Annotated in this window: 17 protein-coding genes; 13 read left to right on the plus strand and 4 right to left on the minus strand. The window is 53.1% G+C overall.

Going from position 1 to position 19,675, the window contains the following annotated elements; all coding sequences use genetic code 11:
• Window positions 1–234 precede the first annotated feature (234 nt).
• From MFP24_RS03070 to MFP24_RS03115, 10 genes are all read left to right on the plus strand, one after another.
• Entirely contained in the window at window positions 235–1,146 is a 912-nt protein-coding gene (locus MFP24_RS03070) for a LysR family transcriptional regulator (RefSeq protein WP_249229088.1), read from the plus strand.
• Between the two features lie 204 nt (window positions 1,147–1,350).
• Window positions 1,351–2,565, plus strand: coding sequence for a D-mannonate dehydratase ManD (manD, locus tag MFP24_RS03075; protein WP_136167038.1), 1,215 nt, complete (start codon window positions 1,351–1,353; stop codon window positions 2,563–2,565).
• Between the two features lie 11 nt (window positions 2,566–2,576).
• Entirely contained in the window at window positions 2,577–3,596 is a 1,020-nt protein-coding gene (locus MFP24_RS03080) for a Zn-dependent oxidoreductase (RefSeq protein WP_249229087.1), read from the plus strand.
• Between the two features lie 215 nt (window positions 3,597–3,811).
• On the plus strand, window positions 3,812–5,182 hold the full coding sequence (locus tag MFP24_RS03085) for an MFS transporter (RefSeq protein ID WP_249229086.1): 1,371 nt from the start codon (window positions 3,812–3,814) through the stop codon (window positions 5,180–5,182).
• A 151-nt stretch (window positions 5,183–5,333) separates the two neighbouring features.
• The gene (gene yiaK, locus MFP24_RS03090) at window positions 5,334–6,347 is read left to right on the plus strand and encodes a 3-dehydro-L-gulonate 2-dehydrogenase (RefSeq protein ID WP_249229085.1); all 1,014 of its coding nucleotides are present in this window, start codon (window positions 5,334–5,336) and stop codon (window positions 6,345–6,347) included.
• Between the two features lie 54 nt (window positions 6,348–6,401).
• Window positions 6,402–7,892 (plus strand): mannitol dehydrogenase family protein, encoded by a 1,491-nt coding sequence (locus MFP24_RS03095; RefSeq protein WP_249229084.1) that lies wholly within the window; start codon window positions 6,402–6,404, stop codon window positions 7,890–7,892.
• Window positions 7,893–7,980: 88 nt separating this feature from the next.
• Complete coding sequence (locus tag MFP24_RS03100) at window positions 7,981–9,009, plus strand: C4-dicarboxylate TRAP transporter substrate-binding protein (protein WP_249229083.1); 1,029 nt, start codon at window positions 7,981–7,983, stop codon at window positions 9,007–9,009.
• A 69-nt stretch (window positions 9,010–9,078) separates the two neighbouring features.
• On the plus strand, window positions 9,079–9,558 hold the full coding sequence (locus MFP24_RS03105; protein WP_249229082.1) for a TRAP transporter small permease: 480 nt from the start codon (window positions 9,079–9,081) through the stop codon (window positions 9,556–9,558).
• The gene (locus tag MFP24_RS03110) at window positions 9,555–10,838 is read left to right on the plus strand and encodes a TRAP transporter large permease (protein ID WP_249229081.1); all 1,284 of its coding nucleotides are present in this window, start codon (window positions 9,555–9,557) and stop codon (window positions 10,836–10,838) included. The genes MFP24_RS03105 and MFP24_RS03110 overlap by 4 nt, the downstream gene beginning before the upstream one ends.
• Before the next feature lie 180 nt (window positions 10,839–11,018).
• The gene (locus MFP24_RS03115; protein ID WP_249229080.1) at window positions 11,019–11,705 is read left to right on the plus strand and encodes a GntR family transcriptional regulator; all 687 of its coding nucleotides are present in this window, start codon (window positions 11,019–11,021) and stop codon (window positions 11,703–11,705) included.
• A 117-nt stretch (window positions 11,706–11,822) separates the two neighbouring features.
• Here the strand turns inward: MFP24_RS03115 and ydfZ are convergent, their stop codons facing one another.
• From ydfZ to MFP24_RS03130, 3 genes are all read right to left on the minus strand, one after another.
• Window positions 11,823–12,029, minus strand: coding sequence for a putative selenium delivery protein YdfZ (ydfZ, locus tag MFP24_RS03120; protein WP_136167047.1), 207 nt, complete (start codon window positions 12,027–12,029; stop codon window positions 11,823–11,825).
• A 249-nt stretch (window positions 12,030–12,278) separates the two neighbouring features.
• On the minus strand, window positions 12,279–13,640 hold the full coding sequence (locus MFP24_RS03125) for an esterase-like activity of phytase family protein (protein ID WP_249229079.1): 1,362 nt from the start codon (window positions 13,638–13,640) through the stop codon (window positions 12,279–12,281).
• A 117-nt stretch (window positions 13,641–13,757) separates the two neighbouring features.
• Window positions 13,758–14,837, minus strand: a complete 1,080-nt coding sequence (locus MFP24_RS03130; RefSeq protein WP_249229078.1) for a tartrate dehydrogenase — start codon at window positions 14,835–14,837, stop codon at window positions 13,758–13,760.
• Window positions 14,838–14,945: 108 nt separating this feature from the next.
• On the opposite strand from MFP24_RS03130, the gene MFP24_RS03135 reads away from it, so the two are divergent.
• Window positions 14,946–15,830, plus strand: coding sequence for a LysR family transcriptional regulator (locus MFP24_RS03135; RefSeq protein ID WP_249229077.1), 885 nt, complete (start codon window positions 14,946–14,948; stop codon window positions 15,828–15,830).
• A 17-nt stretch (window positions 15,831–15,847) separates the two neighbouring features.
• Here the strand turns inward: MFP24_RS03135 and MFP24_RS03140 are convergent, their stop codons facing one another.
• On the minus strand, window positions 15,848–16,582 hold the full coding sequence (locus MFP24_RS03140; RefSeq protein WP_249229076.1) for a GntR family transcriptional regulator: 735 nt from the start codon (window positions 16,580–16,582) through the stop codon (window positions 15,848–15,850).
• 242 nt (window positions 16,583–16,824) lie between these two features.
• Here MFP24_RS03140 and pcaB point away from each other — a divergent pair, with 242 nt between their 5' ends.
• Both pcaB and MFP24_RS03150 read left to right on the plus strand, forming a co-directional pair.
• Window positions 16,825–18,177, plus strand: coding sequence for a 3-carboxy-cis,cis-muconate cycloisomerase (gene pcaB, locus MFP24_RS03145; protein ID WP_249229075.1), 1,353 nt, complete (start codon window positions 16,825–16,827; stop codon window positions 18,175–18,177).
• A gap of 40 nt (window positions 18,178–18,217) precedes the next feature.
• On the plus strand, window positions 18,218–19,639 hold the full coding sequence (locus tag MFP24_RS03150) for a DASS family sodium-coupled anion symporter (protein WP_249229074.1): 1,422 nt from the start codon (window positions 18,218–18,220) through the stop codon (window positions 19,637–19,639).
• The last annotated feature ends 36 nt before the right edge of the window (window positions 19,640–19,675 follow it).

Here is a 19,675-nt window from a genome sequence, read left to right on the forward strand (position 1 = left end):
TTGGTCTAATCCTGTAGTTGGTCGCGGCGGAAATGCCAGACAAGCGCAAAGCGGATGCAAAGCAAACCATATCGCCGGATAGCGGTTATCAACGATATGTAATTGATATAAAATTTATTTTATATTGCTAATTTAATCAGGGGGGCGGGAAAGTAAGTGTGCATTACATCACATTTGTTTTTTTGCATATCAATATAATTGTTATATTAATATATTATAAATAATTCATAGCGCATGATTAGTATAAAAAGAGTCATCTATTATCAGGAACTCATCAGGGTCGGGAGTTTTACCAAAGCGGCAAAGGCGCTGAATATATCGCAGGCTTTTCTCTCCCAGGAGATCGCCAGATTAGAGCTTGAAACCCAGAGAAAGCTGATAAACCGCACTACCCGGCAATTTTCCCTTACGCCGTTCGGCCGGATTTTCGCCGAGAAAATTCGCCCGTTGATTAAAGAGCATTATGAGCTGGAGCAGTTTGTCAGCAGCTATGAGGAAAGCTCCGAGGGCGCCTTGCTGGTGGGGGTCATTCCGATTTTCAACCGCCTGGACTACTACAACGTTTTTAGCCTGTTTCAGAAAAGCTATCCCAATATAGAAATCTCTTTTATTGATGGTGTGAGCACCCACTTACTGGAAAAGGTGCGCAATACCGAGATTCATATTTCTTTCTCCACGCCCTTTGACGAGTATCTGAACGATCCGCTGTTCAATCATTCGGTTTTTCTGGTGGATGACATCGTGGTGGTTATGGCCGCGTCGCATCCGTTAGCCGGATCCACAGCGTTAAACCTGACGCGGTTGGCGAATAATAAATTGATTGTGCCGCAGAAAGGGACCGGCGAGCATGCGATGGTCTCCGAGACGTTTACCAAATTGGGCATCAATCCCAGCTATTTTCGCGAGTGCAGCAATATCGACATCATCATGGATCTGGTGATGAACCAGTCCGGCGTGGTATTTCTTTGCTCTTCCGTCGCCAAGAGCCTGGAGGGATATGACATCGCCATCGTTCCGCTGGAAGAGCAACTGAAAAGAACCTTTGCGGTAAGTTACTTGAAACGCAGCATCAACATACCGATGGTGCGTCTATTTGTGGATTTTCTGGAAAAACACGACGATTCTTTTAAATTGCCAAACGATTAACTTTATGTATTAACTCATTTTTATCGTAAACAAGCGGGTAATGCCGCTGCCTTTGCGCGTCCGTTTTCGTTAGCCCGCCATCGTCCGCCATTTATTATTCCGATGACATAAGTGTGAAGTGACTCAATTTATCTCTCTTTATATACTTGTATGGTAGTTGGCGCAGAGGGCGTTAGCGATCATCAGTAGAGAAGGATAGGTAAAGTGAAAATTGTCAGCGCAGAAGTATTTGTGACTTGCCCGGGGCGTAACTTCGTCACCTTGAAAATCACCACGGACAGCGGTGTGACCGGTATCGGCGATGCGACGCTTAACGGGCGTGAACTGTCGGTCGCTTCTTATCTACAGGATCATATTTGCCCGCAGTTGATTGGGCGTGATGCGCAACAGATTGAAGATATCTGGCAGTATTTTTATAAAGGCGCCTATTGGCGTCGCGGTCCGGTGACCATGTCGGCCATTTCAGCCGTGGATATGGCGCTGTGGGATATCAAAGGCAAAGCGGCCAATATGCCGCTTTATCAGCTGCTGGGCGGCGCATCGCGCACCGGGGTGATGGTTTATTGCCATACCACCGGCCGTACCATCGATGAAGTGCTGGATGATTACGCCAAACACCGCGATATGGGATTTAAAGCGATTCGCGTGCAGTGCGGCGTGCCCGGCATGGAAACCACCTACGGGATGGCGAAAGGCAAAGGCCTGGCCTATGAGCCGGCAACCAAGGGCAACTGGCCGGAAGAGCAGCTGTGGTCGACGGAAAAATATCTCGATTTCACCCCGAAACTGTTTGCGGCGGTGCGTGACAAATTCGGCTTCGCGGAACATCTGCTGCACGACATGCACCACCGCCTGACGCCGATAGAGGCCGCGCGCTTCGGCAAAAGCATCGAAGATTACCGCCTGTTCTGGATGGAAGATCCCACCCCCGCGGAAAACCAGGAGTGCTTCCGCCTGATTCGGCAGCATACGGTTACGCCGATTGCCGTCGGGGAAGTCTTTAACAGCATTTGGGACTGCAAGCAGCTGATTGAAGAGCAGCTAATCGACTATATCCGCACCACCATTACCCATACGGGCGGCATTACCGGTATGCGGCGCATCGCCGACTTTGCTTCTTTATATCAGGTGCGCACCGGCTCGCACGGCCCGTCCGATCTGTCGCCGATTTGCATGGCGGCGGCGCTGCATTTCGATCTCTGGGTGCCCAACTTCGGCGTACAGGAATATATGGGCTATTCCGAACAAATGCTGGAAGTGTTCCCCCATAGCTGGGTGTTTGACAAGGGTTATATGCACCCTGGCGACAAACCGGGACTGGGCATCGAGTTTGATGAAAAGCTGGCGGCCAAATACCCCTATGAACCCGCCTATCTGCCGGTCGCGCGCCTGGAAGACGGCACACTGTGGAATTGGTAAAGGAACCTGTTATGAAAAGCGTGGTGATAAAACAGCCGAATGAGCTGGCGATCGAGGAACGAGGCCTGCCTCGGCCGGCCAAGGGCGATGTCAGGGTTAAGGTGGCGTTGGCCGGAATTTGCGGCTCGGATAGCCATATTTATCGCGGCCACAATCCTTTCGCCAAATACCCGCGGGTGATTGGTCATGAGTTTTTTGGCGTCATTGACGCCGTCGGCGAAGGCGTGGATATCTCGCGTATCGGTGAAAGAGTATCTGTCGATCCCGTGGTCAGCTGCGGACACTGTTACCCCTGTTCCGTCGGCAAACCAAACGTCTGTACGTCTTTGGTGGTGCTGGGCGTGCATCGCGATGGCGGATTTAGCGAGTACGGCGTGGTGCCGGCTAAAAATGCGTATCCTATTCCGGACGACATAGCGGATGAATTTGCGGTAATGGTGGAGCCTTTCACCATCTCCGCCAATGTCGCCGGCCAGGTTAAACCAACGCAACGGGATATTGCCCTGATTTACGGCGCCGGGCCGATGGGGCTGACCTCCGTTCAGGTTTTAAAAGGGGTTTATCAGGTAAAAGAGGTTATCGTCGTCGATCGCATCCCCGAACGTTTAGCCATGGCGCAGCGTTGCGGGGCGGATAAAGTGATTAATAACGCTTCACTGTCATTAAAAGATGAACTGGACAAGCTGAATATCAAACCCACATTGATTATTGATGCGGCCTGTCATCCGTCAATTTTATCAGAGGCGATAGCCATAGCCTCTCCCGCCGCCCGCATCGCGATTATGGGCTTTTCCAGTGCCCCTTGTCAGATAACCCAACAGGGTATTACCAGCAAAGAGCTCTCTATTTTCTCTTCGCGGCTCAATGCGAATAAATTTCCGCTGGTTATTGAATGGCTGCAAAAGAAAAAGATCGACCCGTTAAAATTAATCACCCACCGATTTGATTATCAACAGGTGGTGGAAGCGATTGATATATTCGAAAAGGATCAAAAAAGCTGTTGCAAGGTATTACTGAAGTTTAACCAGTAGTCTGGTTAATAACTATCAGTGCCTGCTGGCAATATGATTTATTTAACAGGAGATAACGACTAATCCATACAACATCGGAAATTTTATTCTAATAATAATCTTCCTCTGTATCGTCCTAAGTCTTATTTGCCAAGGCTTAGGCAAGGTGTCGCACAATTTAACGTTATTGTGCGGCTGTGCTATGCGCATAACTACAAACCGTAGAGAGTATAAAGATGAACGACAAACAAATAGATGCCGGGCAGAATAAGCCTGTGCGGAGTACGACCGACCTGGTAAAAGCGGCCGTATCCGGATGGTTGGGCACTGCTTTGGAATTTATGGATTTTCAGTTGTACTCGTTAGGCGCCGCGCTGGTGTTTCATGAAATATTTTTCCCTGAACAGTCGGCCGCCATGGCGTTAATTCTGGCCATGGGAACATACGGCGCAGGCTATGTGGCGCGTATTGTCGGCGCCTTTATCTTCGGCAGAATGGGGGATGCGGTAGGCAGAAAGAAAGTGCTGTTTATTACCATCACCATGATGGGGATCTGTACCACATTAATCGGTGTGTTACCCACTTACGCCCAGATCGGTATTTTTGCGCCGATCCTGCTGGTGACATTGCGTATCGTTCAGGGACTGGGCGCGGGCGCGGAGATATCCGGTGCCGGGACGATGCTGGCCGAATATGCGCCAAAGGGTAAGCGCGGCATTATTTCCTCCCTGGTGGCGATGGGCACCAACTGCGGGACGCTCAGCGCGACGGCGATTTGGGCCGTTATGTTTTTTGCCCTCGACAGAGAAGAATTATTGGCGTGGGGATGGCGTATTCCTTTCCTGGCCAGCGTCGTGGTGATGCTGTTTGCCATCTGGCTGCGGTTGAATCTGAAAGAGAGCCCGGTGTTTGAAAAAGTGAATAACGAGGCTGCCGACGATGGTTCATTATCAAATATTATTAGCGCGCAAAATGAACAGAAATCCCTACTGGAAATGTTTAGCAGCAAATCCTTCTGGCTGGCAACCGGATTGCGCTTCGGGCAAGCCGGTAATTCGGGGCTGATTCAGACATTCCTGGCGGGATATTTGGTTCAGACGCTGTTATTCGATAAATATATTCCCACCGACGCACTGATGATCAGCTCTATTATCGGCTTTATCACCATTCCATTACTGGGCTGGCTCTCTGATAAAATTGGCCGTCGTACGCCTTATATCATTCTGAATATATCGGCGATTTTGTTGGCGTACCCGATGCTCTCAATTATCGTGGATAAAAATACGGATGTTAATATCATTATTACCTGCATTATCGTTATCCATAATTTCGCCGTATTGGGCCTGTTCGCGCTGGAAAATATCACCATGGCGGAAATTTTCGGCGCGCGGAATCGTTTCACTCAAATGGCTATTTCCAAAGAGACCGGCGGTTTGGTCGCCGTTGGGTTCGGTCCCGTCCTGGCCGGTATTTTCTGCAATATCACCGGCTCATGGTGGCCGATTGCGGTGATGGTCATTGTCTATTCACTGATAGGGTTGTTCTCGGCCATCTGCATGCCTGAAGTAAAAGATCGTGATTTGGACGAGCTGGAAGACGCGGCGTAAACGTCAGCAAAGAATAGCCGGAGAATAGAAGTAAGTTTATCGGCCCGGATGATGCCTGTGACTGGGGAATTACAGTGTTATCTGTAGTTTCATCATATTGAAACAGGCATACATATCGCCATTAGCCTGTAGATCGAATGAGATAAAGACGATGCAACGAGTCAATTTTGATGTCATGAAAGAGACGGTGAAAAAAGCCTTTCTCAACGCCGGATTAAGTGAACGGAAAGCGGAAATCTGCGCGCAGATCCACACTGAATCCAGCTGTGACGGCATCTATTCACACGGTTTGAATCGCGTGCCCCGGTTTGTTGATTATGTTCGCCGAGGCTGGGTGGATATCGATGCCGAGCCGACGCCGGTCAAATCATTGAGGGTTATTGAAATTTACGATGGTAATCAGGGTATTGGCATAACCAACGCCCTGTTTGCCGCTGATAAAGCCGCCGAGATAGCGCGTAAAAACGCTATTGGCATTGTCGCGCTGCGTAATACCACGCACTGGATGCGGGGCGGCACCTATGGATGGAAAACCGCGGAAAAAGGGCTGGCGGCGATCTGCTGGACCAATACCGAATCCTGTATGCCGGCATGGGGCGCTAAAGATACCCGCCTGGGTAATAACCCCTTTGTAATGGCGGTGCCGCGCGAAAAAGGGCCGCTGGTGCTGGATATGGCCATGTCGCAATACTCATACGGCAAGTTGCAGGTGACGCGCCTGAAAGGTGAGCGTCTGCCTTTCCCCGGCGGTTACGACAATGCGGGCAATCTGACGGATGAGCCCGGTCCGATTGAACAATCCATGCGCATTCTTCCCACCGGATATTGGAAAGGCTCCGGTCTGGCGGTGCTGCTGGATGCGATGGCGGCGCTGCTTTCCGCCGGTAATCCGACGAACGCCATCGATAAGGTCGAAAAAGGTAGCTGTACCGGCGCCAGTCAGATTTTTATCGTTTTCGACCCGGCCCAGCTTGGCGGCCGCGAATTCAGCGAGCGTATGGCGGATAGCGTGGCGGATTATGTCAACACCTCGGCGCCGGCCGAGGGGCAAAAGGAGGTGCTTTATCCGGGAGAACGCTCGGCTGAAAACCGCCATGAGAATCTGCGCCAGGGGATCCCGGTAGACGACGGCGTATGGGCTGAGGTGCTGCAACTGGCGAAATAGATAAGCAAATGACGATGGGCAATATTCGGCAAAATTTTAAATGAGACTCTTTCGATGAATCTTTCACCAAGCAATCTTCACCGGCTGTCCCAGGGAACGATTATCCCTGAATATGACCGCAATTTACTGAAAACCCGCATCGTGCATCTTGGTTTCGGCGCTTTCCACCGGGCTCATCAGGCGGTTTACGCCGACCAGTTGGCCGCCGGGCACGGCAGCGACTGGGGGTATTGCGAAGTTAACCTGATCGGCGGCGAGCGGCAAATTGCCGATCTGCGGCAACAGGATTTACTCTATTCGGTGTGCGAAATGAGCGGCAGCCACTGGCATGGCCGTATTGTCGGGGTGGTGCGTCAGGCTCTTCATGGCGAGGAGGACGGGATTGATAGCGTGCTGACCGCGATGGCGCAGCCGGATATTGCCATTGTCTCGCTGACGGTGACGGAGAAAGGGTATTGCTACCTGCCGTCAAGCGCATCCATTGATACGAATCACCCGTTGATTCAGCACGATCTGGCTCACCCGCGGCAACCCCGCTCCGCGCCCGGCGCGATCGTTGAAGCGCTGCGGCTACGGCGGGAAAAATCCCTCAAGCCGTTTACGGTGATGTCCTGCGACAATATGCCGAATAACGGCAGCGTCACCCGCAATGTGGTTCTCGCACTGGCGCAGGCGCAGGATGCCGCCCTGGCAACGTGGATAGCGGACAATGTCAGCTTTCCTTCCACCATGGTCGATCGGATTGTTCCCGCCGTTACGCCGGAGACGCTGGAGAAGATCGCGCAGGTTATCGGCGGGATTCAGGATCCGGTGGGCATCGCCTGCGAACCCTTCAGACAATGGGTCATTGAAGATAATTTCGTCGCCGGACGTCCCGCGTGGGAGAAGGTCGGCGCCGAACTGGTGACGGATGTCCTGCCTTATGAAGAGATGAAGCTGCGAATGCTCAACGGCAGCCACTCCTTTCTGGCTTACCTGGGCTATCTGGCCGGCTATCAGTACATTGATGAGTGTATGCAGGATAGCGACTATGTCCGGGCGGCGCGCCAGCTTATGCTGGATGAGCAGGCCACCACGCTGCGCGTCGAGAATGTCGATCTGGCGGCCTACGCCGAATCCTTGCTGGAGCGCTATCGCAATACCGGGCTGAAACACCGCACCTGGCAAATCGCCATGGATGGAACATTAAAGCTGCCGCAACGCATGCTGGATTCCATTCGCGTCCATCTGGCCAGAGGCGAGTCTTTCGATCTGCTGGCGTTAGGGGTGGCGGGGTGGATGCGTTACGTCGGCGGCGTGGACGATCGGGGACAACCCATCGACGTCAGCGATCCGCTGCGGGAAAAACTGGCGCGGCTGGTGGCGCAGAGCGAGGACGGGCAGGGCAGAGTCCGGGCGTTATTAAGCCTGCGCGACGTATTCGGCAACGATTTGCCGGCCGACCCCGTTTTTATGCAACAGCTCGCTGAGGCTTATCGGTTATTGCAGACCCATGGCGCCAAAAAGTCCGTCGCTCTGGCGTTACAGAAAATAAATAAACGCTGAGTTAATAACCCGGCGGGGAGCGGTAATCAGGGATGAAGCAACATTGTCTGTTTAAATCCATTACGTTTCCTTTGGAGAATAGAACAATATGTTAAAAAATACCTTAAGAGTAAAAAATGAAATCATTCGTTTGTCCCCTGGGCGAATGTTTAAAACAATCGTATTGGGAACATTACTTTCACTCTTTACCTTCTCCTCGCTGGCAGCCAAAACATATGAATTTAATTTAAGTACCGCATTGGCTCCTGATGACCCTATTTATGCCGGATTTAAGGAGTTTAAGAAAAACGTCGAGCAACGCACCGATAAACAGGTGAGGGTAAGGTTGTTTCCCAGCGGTCAATTGGGGGCTGACGGCGAGTTGATTCAACAGGCTCAGGTTGGAAGCAACGTGGGCGTGTTGACCGACGGCGGCCGGTTGGCGCAATTTGTGCCCGAGTTGGCGATACTCAATGCTCCCTTCTTGTTATCGAACTATGAAGAGGCTTCAAAGCTTGTCGCAACGCCGCTTTTCAAGGAATGGGAATCTCGCTTGCAGAGTAAGTCGGGTCTGGTAAGCCTCTCGTTCAACTGGTATCAGGGCGCGCGGATGATGATCACCAAAAAGCCTTTCTCCACGCCGGCGGACCTGCGGGGCGTCAGGGTGAGGGTGCCCGACGCGCCTATTGTGATTGAAATGATCAATTGCATGGGGGGAGCGCCGACGCCGATGGCCTGGTCAGAGGTCTATTCCGCCATCCAGACCGGCGTTGTCGATGCCGCGGAAGCGCACCCAACGGCGCTATATGGCTCCAAACTCAATGAAGTGGCTAAATATATCACCAGGACCGACCACTACCATTTAATGACCTCCATCGTTGTCGGCAGTAAATGGTTCGACCAGCTTCCCGCCGAGTTTCAGCAGATACTCCACGAAGAATCCTATAATGCCGGCGCCTACGCGTCCCAGAAGATCATCGAGGAGAGTAATACGGTGCTGGATAAAATGGCGAAAAGCGGAGCGACGATTGCCACCATCGACCTGGAGCCTTTTGTTAAAGCCTGCGCCAACGTATCTAATAAACTTGGGTTGCAACAGGCGAGGGAAAGTCTGCAACAGGCGCTTAAGTCCGAATAATGTCCGTAGTCCCGGTCCCGCCCTGGCGGCGGGACGTTGTTTGAGAGATCGCCGTTTGAGAGATCGCAGATGAAAAAAATCATCCAAATAGAAATAGCCGTTGCCAAAATCATGTTTATCGCCATGGTAATACTTATTCTGGTTGCGGCTATTGGACGTTGTGTGGGCTACCCGTTAATCTGGTCTATTGAAATAGCGATGGTACTATTTGCGTGGGTCAGTATGTTCTCCATTCATTATGCTCAGGCGAATCATCGTAATATGGGGATCGATTTTTTATCAAAACGCCTGCCGGAAAAAATACAAAACGCGCTTGATTATCTTAATAAGATTCTGATTATTTCCTTTCTTGGTTTTGGCACCTACGCCGGGTATCTCTTTACCTGGGATACGCGAGCCCACGTATTGCCGGTTTCGGAAATCAATCATGTTTTTTTGAGCGCCGCGGTCCCGACGGGGTGTTTATTGATTATGGTTACCTGCATTGAACAACTGATTGAGAAAGTAAATTCCGCCAGAACCTCTTCTGCAGAAGGAAACTTATCATGATGTGGTTAACCGGCTTGTTGTTTGTCCTGTTTATGCTGATCGGCATGCCGATTGGATTCGTTATCGCCATCTCAAGCCTGGCCTATTTTTTTACTTCCGACTTTTTGCCGCTGGGAATCGCTTTTCAAAAATTCGCCGCGCCTACCCAGTCATTTCCCATGGTCGCCGTGCCCTTGTTTATTCTTGTCGGGAATTTACTGACGCGCACCGGTATTACCGAAAGGTTATTGGATTTTGCCCGTTTGCTGACGGGGTGGATGATCGGCGGGCTGGCGCAAATCAATGTTTTACTGGCCATGCTTATGGGGGGCGTGGCGGGATCGGCGGTGGCTGATGCGTCCATGCAGTCGCGCATGCTGGGTTTCTCCATGATTGATCGGGGTTATCCGCGCGCCTACACCGCGGTGGTTATCGCTTTCGCGTCATTGATCACCGCAACCTTGCCGCCTAGCATCCTGCTGATTCTGTTCGGTTTTGTTGGGAATGTGTCGATTGGTAAACTGTTCCTGGCCGGTATTATTCCCGGTTTTCTGCTGACGGTTACGCTGATGATCACCAACTACATCATGGCCCGCAGAATGAAGATCCAGGCGGAAACCTTGTCAAAACCGACATTCAAAGAGGTTGCGGTAAGTTTCCGTCGTGGTTTCTGGGCATTGATGTTCCCGGTTATTCTGATTGTCGTGATTCGCTTGGGATTGTTTACCACATCGGAAGCGGGCGCTTTCATCGTGCTTTATGCGCTGATTGTCGGCGGGCTGATCTACAAGGAACTCACCTGGCAGGGCATGCTTGATACGCTGACGGAAACCTTGGGCGATCTCGGTATCGTTATGCTTTTGGTGATGGCCGCCTTTATTCTCGGACATATCAGCGTACTGGATCAGTTGCCCCAGGCGATGACCGAAGTGATTACGGATTTTACCGAGAGCCCGATGGGGATCATGCTGTTGATTTTTGCTCTGGTATTGATCATCGGCATGGTTCTGGATGCCAGCCCGCTGATCTTATTATTGACGCCGATACTGCTGCCTATTGTCACGGAGATTGGCTATGACCCGATTCACTTCGGCATTATGTTTATTACCCTGACCTTGCTTGGGGCGAATACGCCGCCGGTCGGGATCTGTATGTATACGGTCTGCGGTATTCTGAAATGCGACACGCTGCATTTTATGAGAGCCTCGGTCCCCTATTTAATCGCGTTTCTGATTTTCGTCGCCGTTCTGTTTGTTTTTCCGCAGACGGTGATGTTTTTGCCTAATCTGCTGATGCCATAAGCACGGGGAAACGTCGTATGCGCCATACTTGCCGGTTGCGGCATTATGGCGCATCCCGCTATCGGTAATGACCCCCATCGCCGGGCGTTACGCCAGATTCAATAGGGAAAAGAAGATAGATACGGCCTTGAGTATGCATGTATCATAATCAATAACTATTCTGAGTAAAAAAGCGGCTGTATGGACACTCCTTTTCAGATCAACAACAATGAACCTGTAAACCAGCAAATTTACCGCGTGTTGCGCAAAGACATCGTGGAATGCACCATTCCGCCGGGTAAACTGCTGTCCGAAAAAGAGATATCAATGCGTTTTGCGGTGTCTCGCCAGCCGGTGAGAGAGGCGTTTATCAAGCTGGCCGAGGCCGGGCTGGTGCAGATACTGCCGCAGCGCGGCACCTTCGTGATGAAAATTTCCGAAAAACGGGTGGCCGACGCCCGTTTTATTCGTCAGGCGCTGGAGTGCGCCATCGTTCGCCGCGCGGCGGAAATGGTCACCGACGAGCAATTATTGAAGCTGGAACATAACCTGCGCCGCCAGGAACTGGCCGCGCAGAATGAACAGATGCGCGAGTTTCTCAGCCTTGACGATAGTTTTCATCAGTTTTTAACCCAGATTGCCAGCTGTCCGCTGGCGTGGGAAACCATTGAGTCGATTAAAGCGACCATGGACAGAGTCCGCTTCCTCAGTTTGAGCCAGGTCTCCCCGCCGGAGAGCCTTATTCAGCAGCATTATCTTATTTTCAATGGGTTGAAGGCCCGCGATCCCGATGCGGCCGAGTGGGCGGTGTGTGCGCACTTACAGGAATTGATTTACTCGATTACGCCCATCGCCCAGCAGAACAGCGATTGGTTCGAGCATTCGTGAGCCGCGGCGCTTGCCGGGTTGGAATAAGAAAACCTATACGGGAAACACAATATCGGGCGACGGAGCGACGCCCGAATAATCAGAATTATGCGTAATAAAAACCGCCTGTCCTGAAAATCAGGAACGGCCGAGACGCATCAGCTCCTGAGGGGCAAAGTACCCATTAACGCCTTTTAGTTCAACGCACTTGGCGCGCCGGACTTCTTCACGTTTCAGATTTTCCGCATGAATGGCCGCAATGGTGCCGACCAGGCGTGAATCGCTTTGCATAACGCGGCAGCCGAGATCGAGCGGATTTCTATATCTGTCATACGCCTTGTACACACTAACCTCCTTCGTTTGACGGTAAAACCGCACCGATCCTACTGCTCGCAAAAAGTAACCACCAGCGGATTGCGGTTTTTATAGAAAATCCGTCTATGAATCCCGGCGCTATTAACAGGCTTTGCTAAAAAATGAGATATAGATCACTATTTTATCCTGGCGACAATATTGTGTTAACACCGGCGGCGGCAATTGGAATGCGCCGAGCTTTCAGTCGGATAGCGCGGCAACTCCCGGAATTCCAAGCGGTTAGCGTATCGGCTGCGGCAGCGTGATCAGCCATAGTTCGTTTTCAGACTGCGGCTTAGGGAGCGGTATAATTTCCAGCGTGGTATCGACCGCCTTGCCGTCTCGCGCCAGCTTGCCGTCGTTTATCACCTGATAGTCAGCAACCTCGTCCTTTTCTTTGCGCGGCGATTTCAGCACGGCTTGCAGGCCAAAATCATTATCGTTAATAACCGCCAGCGTTTGTTTATCCACCATCGCCAGCCCTTCGACTTTCTCCTGCCGCCAGCCCAGCTTACGCAGATCCACCAGTTCCCGTTTTTGCGCCAGGCGAATGCCGCGTTTAGCCAACTGGTCGTCATCGTCAAATTCCGGCGATTTTCCGTCGGCGTCAAAAGGCGTCAGATCGGTGGCCTGACTAAAATCCACCAGATAGATGCGGTTCTGCATCTGCTTGTTTTGGTCGTTTCCCTGCTCAACAAGCAGAATGCGTTGATTGTCCAGCGCGACGATATCGCCGATTTTGGCGTCTTTAGCCTTCTTGTAGCCGTCGATATTGATGGGGTAGCCCAGCATGCGGCTGGCGCCGGTATTCGGGTTAAACATCACCAGACGCGTGAAGCGCGCCTTATTTTTGCTTTTCCCGTCGATATCCAGCGTGCTTTGCACCGCCATCACCATGGTGCCATCCGGCAGGCGGGTTAACCCCTCAAAGCCACGGTTAGGCTGACGCCATTTGATGATATTGGGTAATCCGCTCGCAATAGACTGTTCGGCGCCGGCGGGCGTCGGGCCAAATTTCTGCAAGATTTTCCCTTTGGCATCAACGTGAATCAGAAACGGGCCATACTCATCGCACAGCCAGAAGCCGCCGTTGCCATCCGGGGCGATCCCTTCGGGATCCAGACCGCGGGTATCGGTATCAAGAGGACGTAACGCATCATTGAGCGGCACTTCATTGGTGGTGCCAATCAAATTATCCGGCAGCGGCAGGCCGCTAATTGCGCCATGCTCGTCGTGTAGCGGGCGTGGATTGAGCGCCTGCGCGCCGTTCGCGCTTATCCGGATATCCATGATTAACGGGGTATAATCCGGGCTGGCGAAGATTTTGGCTTCTTTATCGCCAACCTGCGGGGCATCGGCGTTGGGGCCGCGATCGGTCAGCGTGGTGAACAGCAGGTCGTTCCCCTGTTTTCCACTGAAATAAAGGCCTGAGCCCACCCCAACCGGTAAACCATTGGGGAAATGGCCGGCGAATCTTCCCTGGTAAGCGACGCGTTCGCCCGCAGGAAAGGCGATGACATAACGAGTGACATTTTCGCCGGAAGCCAGGGCGTTCAGCGGCAGCAGTCCGGCCATCAGCAGCGACAACATATTATTTTTCATCGTATTAGCTCTTATGCGGTGGATATGGGGAAATCCACCGCAGCATAAACAACGGACGTGACAGTTAGGTGACAACGGCGACCGGCCCGCCGGTGATGAAAAACAGGCGCCGCGGCGTTACAGCCGGTCGGCAATCGCTCTTCCCAAGGTTTCCGTATTGCCGCTGCCGCCGAGATCGCGGGTGAGCGGCGCGGTCTGCGGGCCCCCAGACAAGACGCTTTCAATGGCGTGCAGTACCGCCGCGCCGGCCTGCGCATAGCCCAGATGCTCCAGCATCATCGCGCCGCACCATATCTGGCCGATAGGGTTGGCCAACCCTTTGCCGGCGATATCCGGGGCCGAGCCATGAACGGGTTCGAACAGGCTGGGGAAACGGCGCTCCGGGTTGATGTTGGCGGAAGGGGCGATGCCGATCGTGCCGGTACAGGCCGGCCCCAGATCCGACAGAATATCGCCGAACAAATTGCTGGCGACCACCACGTCAAACCAGTCCGGGTGCAGGACGAAATTGGCGGTCAGAATATCGATATGAAATTTATCGACCTTGATCTGCGGATACTGTTTCGCCATTTCCGCCACCCGGTTATCCCAGTATGGCATGGTGATGGCGATACCGTTCGATTTCGTGGCGGAGGTGAGGTGTTTTTTCGGGCGCTTCATCGCCAGTTCATAGGCAAACTTGAGGATGCGATCGACCCCCACGCGCGTCATCACCGTTTCCTGAATAACGATTTCCCGATCGGTGCCGGCAAACATGGTTCCGCCAACGCTGGAATATTCGCCTTCGGTGTTCTCCCGCACCACGTAGAAATCAATATCGCCCGGTTCGCGCCCGGCAAGCGGCGCTTTGACGCCGGGCATTAACCGGCAGGGACGCAGGTTGACGTACTGATCGAACTCCCGGCGGAATTGCAGCAGCGAGCCCCATAAAGAAACATGGTCCGGCACGATTTCAGGCCAGCCCACCGCGCCGAAATAGATGGCGTCATAATTTTTCAGGGTGGAGAACCAGTCATCCGGCAGCATTTTCCCATGCTTGAGATAGTAGTCGGCGCTGGAGAAATCGAACCAGTCCCAGCGGATGTCGATGCCGAATTTTTCCGCCGCACGCTGGATCACGCGCACGCCTTCGGGCATCACTTCTTTACCTATGCCATCACCGGGTATTACGGCGATGCTGTGCTGTTTTAGCGCCATCAGAGGTTCCTTGTTGCTATTAGAGGGTTTAATCGAGTGTATTTCTTTGGTAAATGGTGAACAATTAGCCTAAATGGCAAGTTACTGTTGAATTTAAGAGAAGAATCCATGTCATCGGTTAACGATCTGTTCTTTTTCAGCCGTATTGCAGCGTTAGGCAGCCTGACGGCGGTGGCCCGCGAGCTTGGCCTTTCCCTGCCCGCGGTCAGCAAGAGGCTGACGCAGTTGGAAAAGCGGCTTGGCGTGCAGCTGATACAACGCACCACCCGACGTTTAGACCTGACGGTGGAAGGGATTCTTTATGCCGAAGGGGCGGCGCCGATACTGAAAGAAATCACCGAACTGGAAAGCGCCGTCGCCAGAAATCAGCGTTCGCTGTGCGGCAAGATGACGGTGAATGCCTCCTTTGGCTTTGGCCGTCGACACATTGCGCCGCTGATTTCCTCTTTTTCACGCCTGCATCCCGGCCTTGAAGTGCAGCTCCAGCTCTCCAGCCAGCCGGTCAACATGCTGGATGCCGGAATCGATATTGATATCCGCGTGGGGAAACCGCCCGATTCGCGTTTGATTGCGCGGAAATTGCTGGATAATCCCCGGGTGCTGTGCGCGTCGCCGGCCTATATTGCCCGCGCCGGCACCCCGAAGACGGTGGCCGATCTGTCCGAACATAACTGTATTGTGCTGCGGCAGTTTGAAAGCGATTATTCATTATGGCGCTTCTACCAGGACGGCAAGGAATTTACCCATAAAGTCTGCGGCAGTCTGTCGAGTAATGATGGCGAAGTGATTATGTGCTACGCGCTTGACGGGCACGGCATTATTTTGCGTTCGTACTGGGACGTCAGAGATTATCTCGCGCGCGGCGAACTGGCGGCGCTATTGACCGATTTCGCCACCCCGGCGGCGGATATCCACGCGGTTTACCAGCAGCGCCGACACGTGCCGGCGCGAATTATTGCGTTTATTGATTATTTAACCGAGTGTTTGCGGTGATGCGCGCTGTTTTTCTTTTATCTGCTGCTCTGGCGCTTCAGCACAATGGAGCAGGTATATCTGTCGGCCGGATGGATCGATATCGTCGTTTCAAAGGTATTGCCATGGCGATCGATATAGCGGCGCACAATTTTCAACGCGGGCGATCCGCTCTCCACGCCAAGCGATTTGGCGATTTTGGCGGGAACAGTGACCGCGGAAATGGTCTGCCGGACCTCCTCGCTTTGCACGCCGTAATGCTTTTCAATTAAGTCGCTGATTAACGCAAAGGGATCGCTGCGCACCAGCCGGCGCACTTTGGCGTAAGTGGTGCTCGCATAGCTGTCCGTCCAGCAAATCGGCGCGTCTTTCTTTTCACTGTCTTCACGGATACTGGCGATATGCAGCCAGCGCGATCCCGGTTTACAGCCGATGATCTGCGAAAGCTCATAATCGGCGACCACTTCGTCGATCTTTTTCACCACACGCAGATTGTTTTTGGCCAGAAAGAATAAATCCTCCAGGCATTCCAACGGATGGTTAAGCCCTTTGTCCGCGGGCTTGTCGGCAACGAGGGTGCCGATCCCCTTGCGCCGCAGGATCAATCCTTGTTCCGTCAGCTCGCGCAATGCCTCGCGCACCGTATGGCGGCTTACCTGATACTGCTCGCACAGTTCCAGCTCGGAAGGCAGCAGCGAACCGGCGGGAAAATGTTCGGACGCTATGTTTTGAACCAGTTCGCGCGCGATGCGCTTATACAACGATTCTTTCATAAGTAACGGCTTTCGATAAATGTTAATGATCCGCATCACAAAGAAGCCCAAAAAAACTTCCCTTTAAATGTCCGGATATTTATTTTCCCAAGTGAGTTAAATGTACGGACATTTGCATGTGTCCGTACATTTATCGAGCTGCGTGCGTCTTCTCGCCAGACGGCATTCGACAGGCCATACGCCGTATTCTGGACCAAGACCGGCGCATTTTATCACTCTTATCATTTATTAAGGATTCTTTTATGGCTTCCAATGTACTTGATTCCATTTTATTTCGTGATGCTTTCGGCACCCCGGAAATGCGCGCTGTTTTTGACGACCACGAACTGATCCGCAAATACGTGGAAGTGGAAATTGCGCTGGCCAAGGCCCAGGCGCGCTGTGGCGTTATTCCCGAGGCGGCGGCGCAGGAAATCGCCGCCAAATGCGATGCCGACACGCTGGACTTTGATTTATTACGCCATGAAACGGAAATCGTCGGCTATCCGATTCTTCCTCTGGTGCACCAAATCTCTAAACAGGCCGGAGAGTCGGGGGGATATGTTCATTGGGGGGCCACCACCCAGGACATTATGGATACCGCCGTGGTGTTGCAAATACGGGACGCTTTCGCGCTTATCAAGGCCGATATTAAAACGCTGCGTAAAGCGCTGGCCGATTTGGCTCGGCGTTACCGGGATACGCCGATGGCCGGCCGCACCCACCTGCAGCAGGCGTTGCCCATTACCTTTGGCTATAAGGCCGCTATCTGGCTCGATATTTTCGACCGCCATGAGGAGCGTCTTGCGCAGGCCAGTCCGCGAATTCTGGTCGGCGAATTCGCCGGAGCCGCCGGTACGCTGGCCTCGCTGGGCGATAAAGGGCTGGAAGTGCAAAAGGCCATGATGGAAGAGCTCGGCCTGGGCGTTCCGGTTTCAACCTGGCACGTGGCGCGCGACGGTTTTGCGGAAGCGGTAAACCTGTTGGCGCTTATCACCGGTTCACTGGGCAAAATCGCTTACGACGTCATGCTGATGGCGTCCAACGAATTTGGCGAGCTGTATGAACCCTTCGTCAAGGGCCGCGGCGCCAGCAGCACCATGCCGCAAAAACGTAATCCTATCTCCAGCGAATTAATGCTGGCCTGCGCCAAAGGCGTGCGTCAACAGGCGGGATTAATGCTGGACGCCATGGTGCAGGATTTGGAGCGCGCCACCGGACCCTGGCACGCGGAGTGGATTGCCATCCCCGAAAGTTTCGTGCTGACCGCCGGCGCGTTGCATCAGGCCAAATTCATGTTAAGCGGCCTGATTGTCGATGAAAAAGCCATGGCCAGAAATCTTGATATGACCAAGGGGTTGATCGTCGCCGAAGCGGTGATGATGGGGCTGGCGCCGTATATCGGCCGTCAGGACGCGCACGATATCGTCTATGACGCCTGCCTCATCGTCAATGAGCAGGGCGGACGGCTTGCCGATGTCCTCAACGCCATGCCCAGCGTCTCCAGCCGCCTTGATCCGGCGTTAATTGAACAGCTGACCAATCCGGCCAATTACCTTGGCATGGCCCCCGCCATGGTCGACCAGGTATTGAAAAGTTCGGCCGGTCGGAATTAACCCCTGGTAATCAAGCTACCTAGCGATTGAGGAGATGATAATGTCATCTGAATCATCCAGGGGGAAAAAGATAACCGCGGCGGTTATTCCCATTGCCATCGGGTTAATTATCTGGTTTTCCCCAATACCAACAGGACTGACGCCCCAGGCATGGCATATGTTCGCCATTTTTGCCGCGACTATCGCGGCAATTCTGACGCAGCCGTTGCCCTCCGGCGCGGTGATGTTAATTGCGCTCTGCGTGACCATCTTCACCAAAACGTTAATCGAAGCCAAGGCGTTATCCGGTTTTTCCAGCGGAACCGTATGGTTGATATTCTGCGCCTATATTCTTTCCCTGGGGTTTGTGACTTCCGGTCTGGGAAAGCGCATCGCCTATAAAATGCTCTCGCTGTTCGGCGGCAGCAGTCTGGGCATCGCCTATTCACTGGGCGTTTCCGATTTGATTATGGCCCCGGCGATGCCTTCGGTCACCGCGCGTTCCGGCGGGATAATCTTCCCCATCGCCCGTTCGATTAACGGCGTTTTAGGATCGGCGCCCGGCGAAAGCGGGAAAAAGATCGGTGATTTTCTCACCATGGTCTGCTTTCAGTTTACGCCGATCACCGGCGCCATCTTCTTGACCGGCATGGCGGCCAACCCGCTGGTCAGCAGCCTGGCGAAAAATTCGCTGGGGGTGGACATTACCTGGGGCGGGTGGTTTATCGCCGCGGTGGTTCCGGCATTGGTCTGTTTTTGCCTGATGCCGCTGTTGGTCTACAAAATGCTGAATCCGCAGCTAAAACGCACTCCCGAAGCCAAAGAAATGGGGCGTCGTTCTCTGCAGGAATTGGGCCCCATGACCGCGGTGGAGAAAAAGGTGACGCTTGGCTTTATTCTCGCCCTTGCCGGATGGGGAACCAGCCTGATTACCGGTTTATCCGCCACCTCGGTCGGACTCGGGCTGGCGGCCTATCTGTTCGCCGTTCGCGCCGTTGACTGGAAGGATCTGCTGAAGGATCACGCCGCCTGGGATACCGTTATCTGGTTTAGCGTGATCATCAGCCTTGCCGGCGGGTTATCCGACCTGGGCTTTATTAAATGGATGGCGGTGATACTCGGCAATTCGGTGCATGGCTTCGGCGCCATGCAGACATTTGTCCTGCTGGGCGTGCTGTATATTTATGTTCACTACCTCTTCGCCACCGCCTCGGGACACGTCGCGGCGCTGTATGTTCCCTTCGCCGCCACCGCAATAGCCGCCGGCGCTCCCCCCATGATGGTCGCCATCTGCTTTGGCATTTTCAGTAACCTGATGTGGAGCACCACCGAATACGGCGGCGGTCCGGGACCGATCTATTTCGCCCAGGGATATTTTGAACGCGCGCGTTTCTACAAGATCAATTTCGTCGTGGTTACCGTCAACGTTATCCTGATTTTCGCCGTCGGCCTGGCCTGGTGGAAATTGCTTGGATATTATTAAGCGAGGTTATAAACAGGCCGCACCAGCATAGGGGGC

This window comes from Brenneria tiliae (assembly GCF_023347575.1).
Classification (GTDB): Bacteria; Pseudomonadota; Gammaproteobacteria; order Enterobacterales; family Enterobacteriaceae; genus Brenneria; species Brenneria corticis.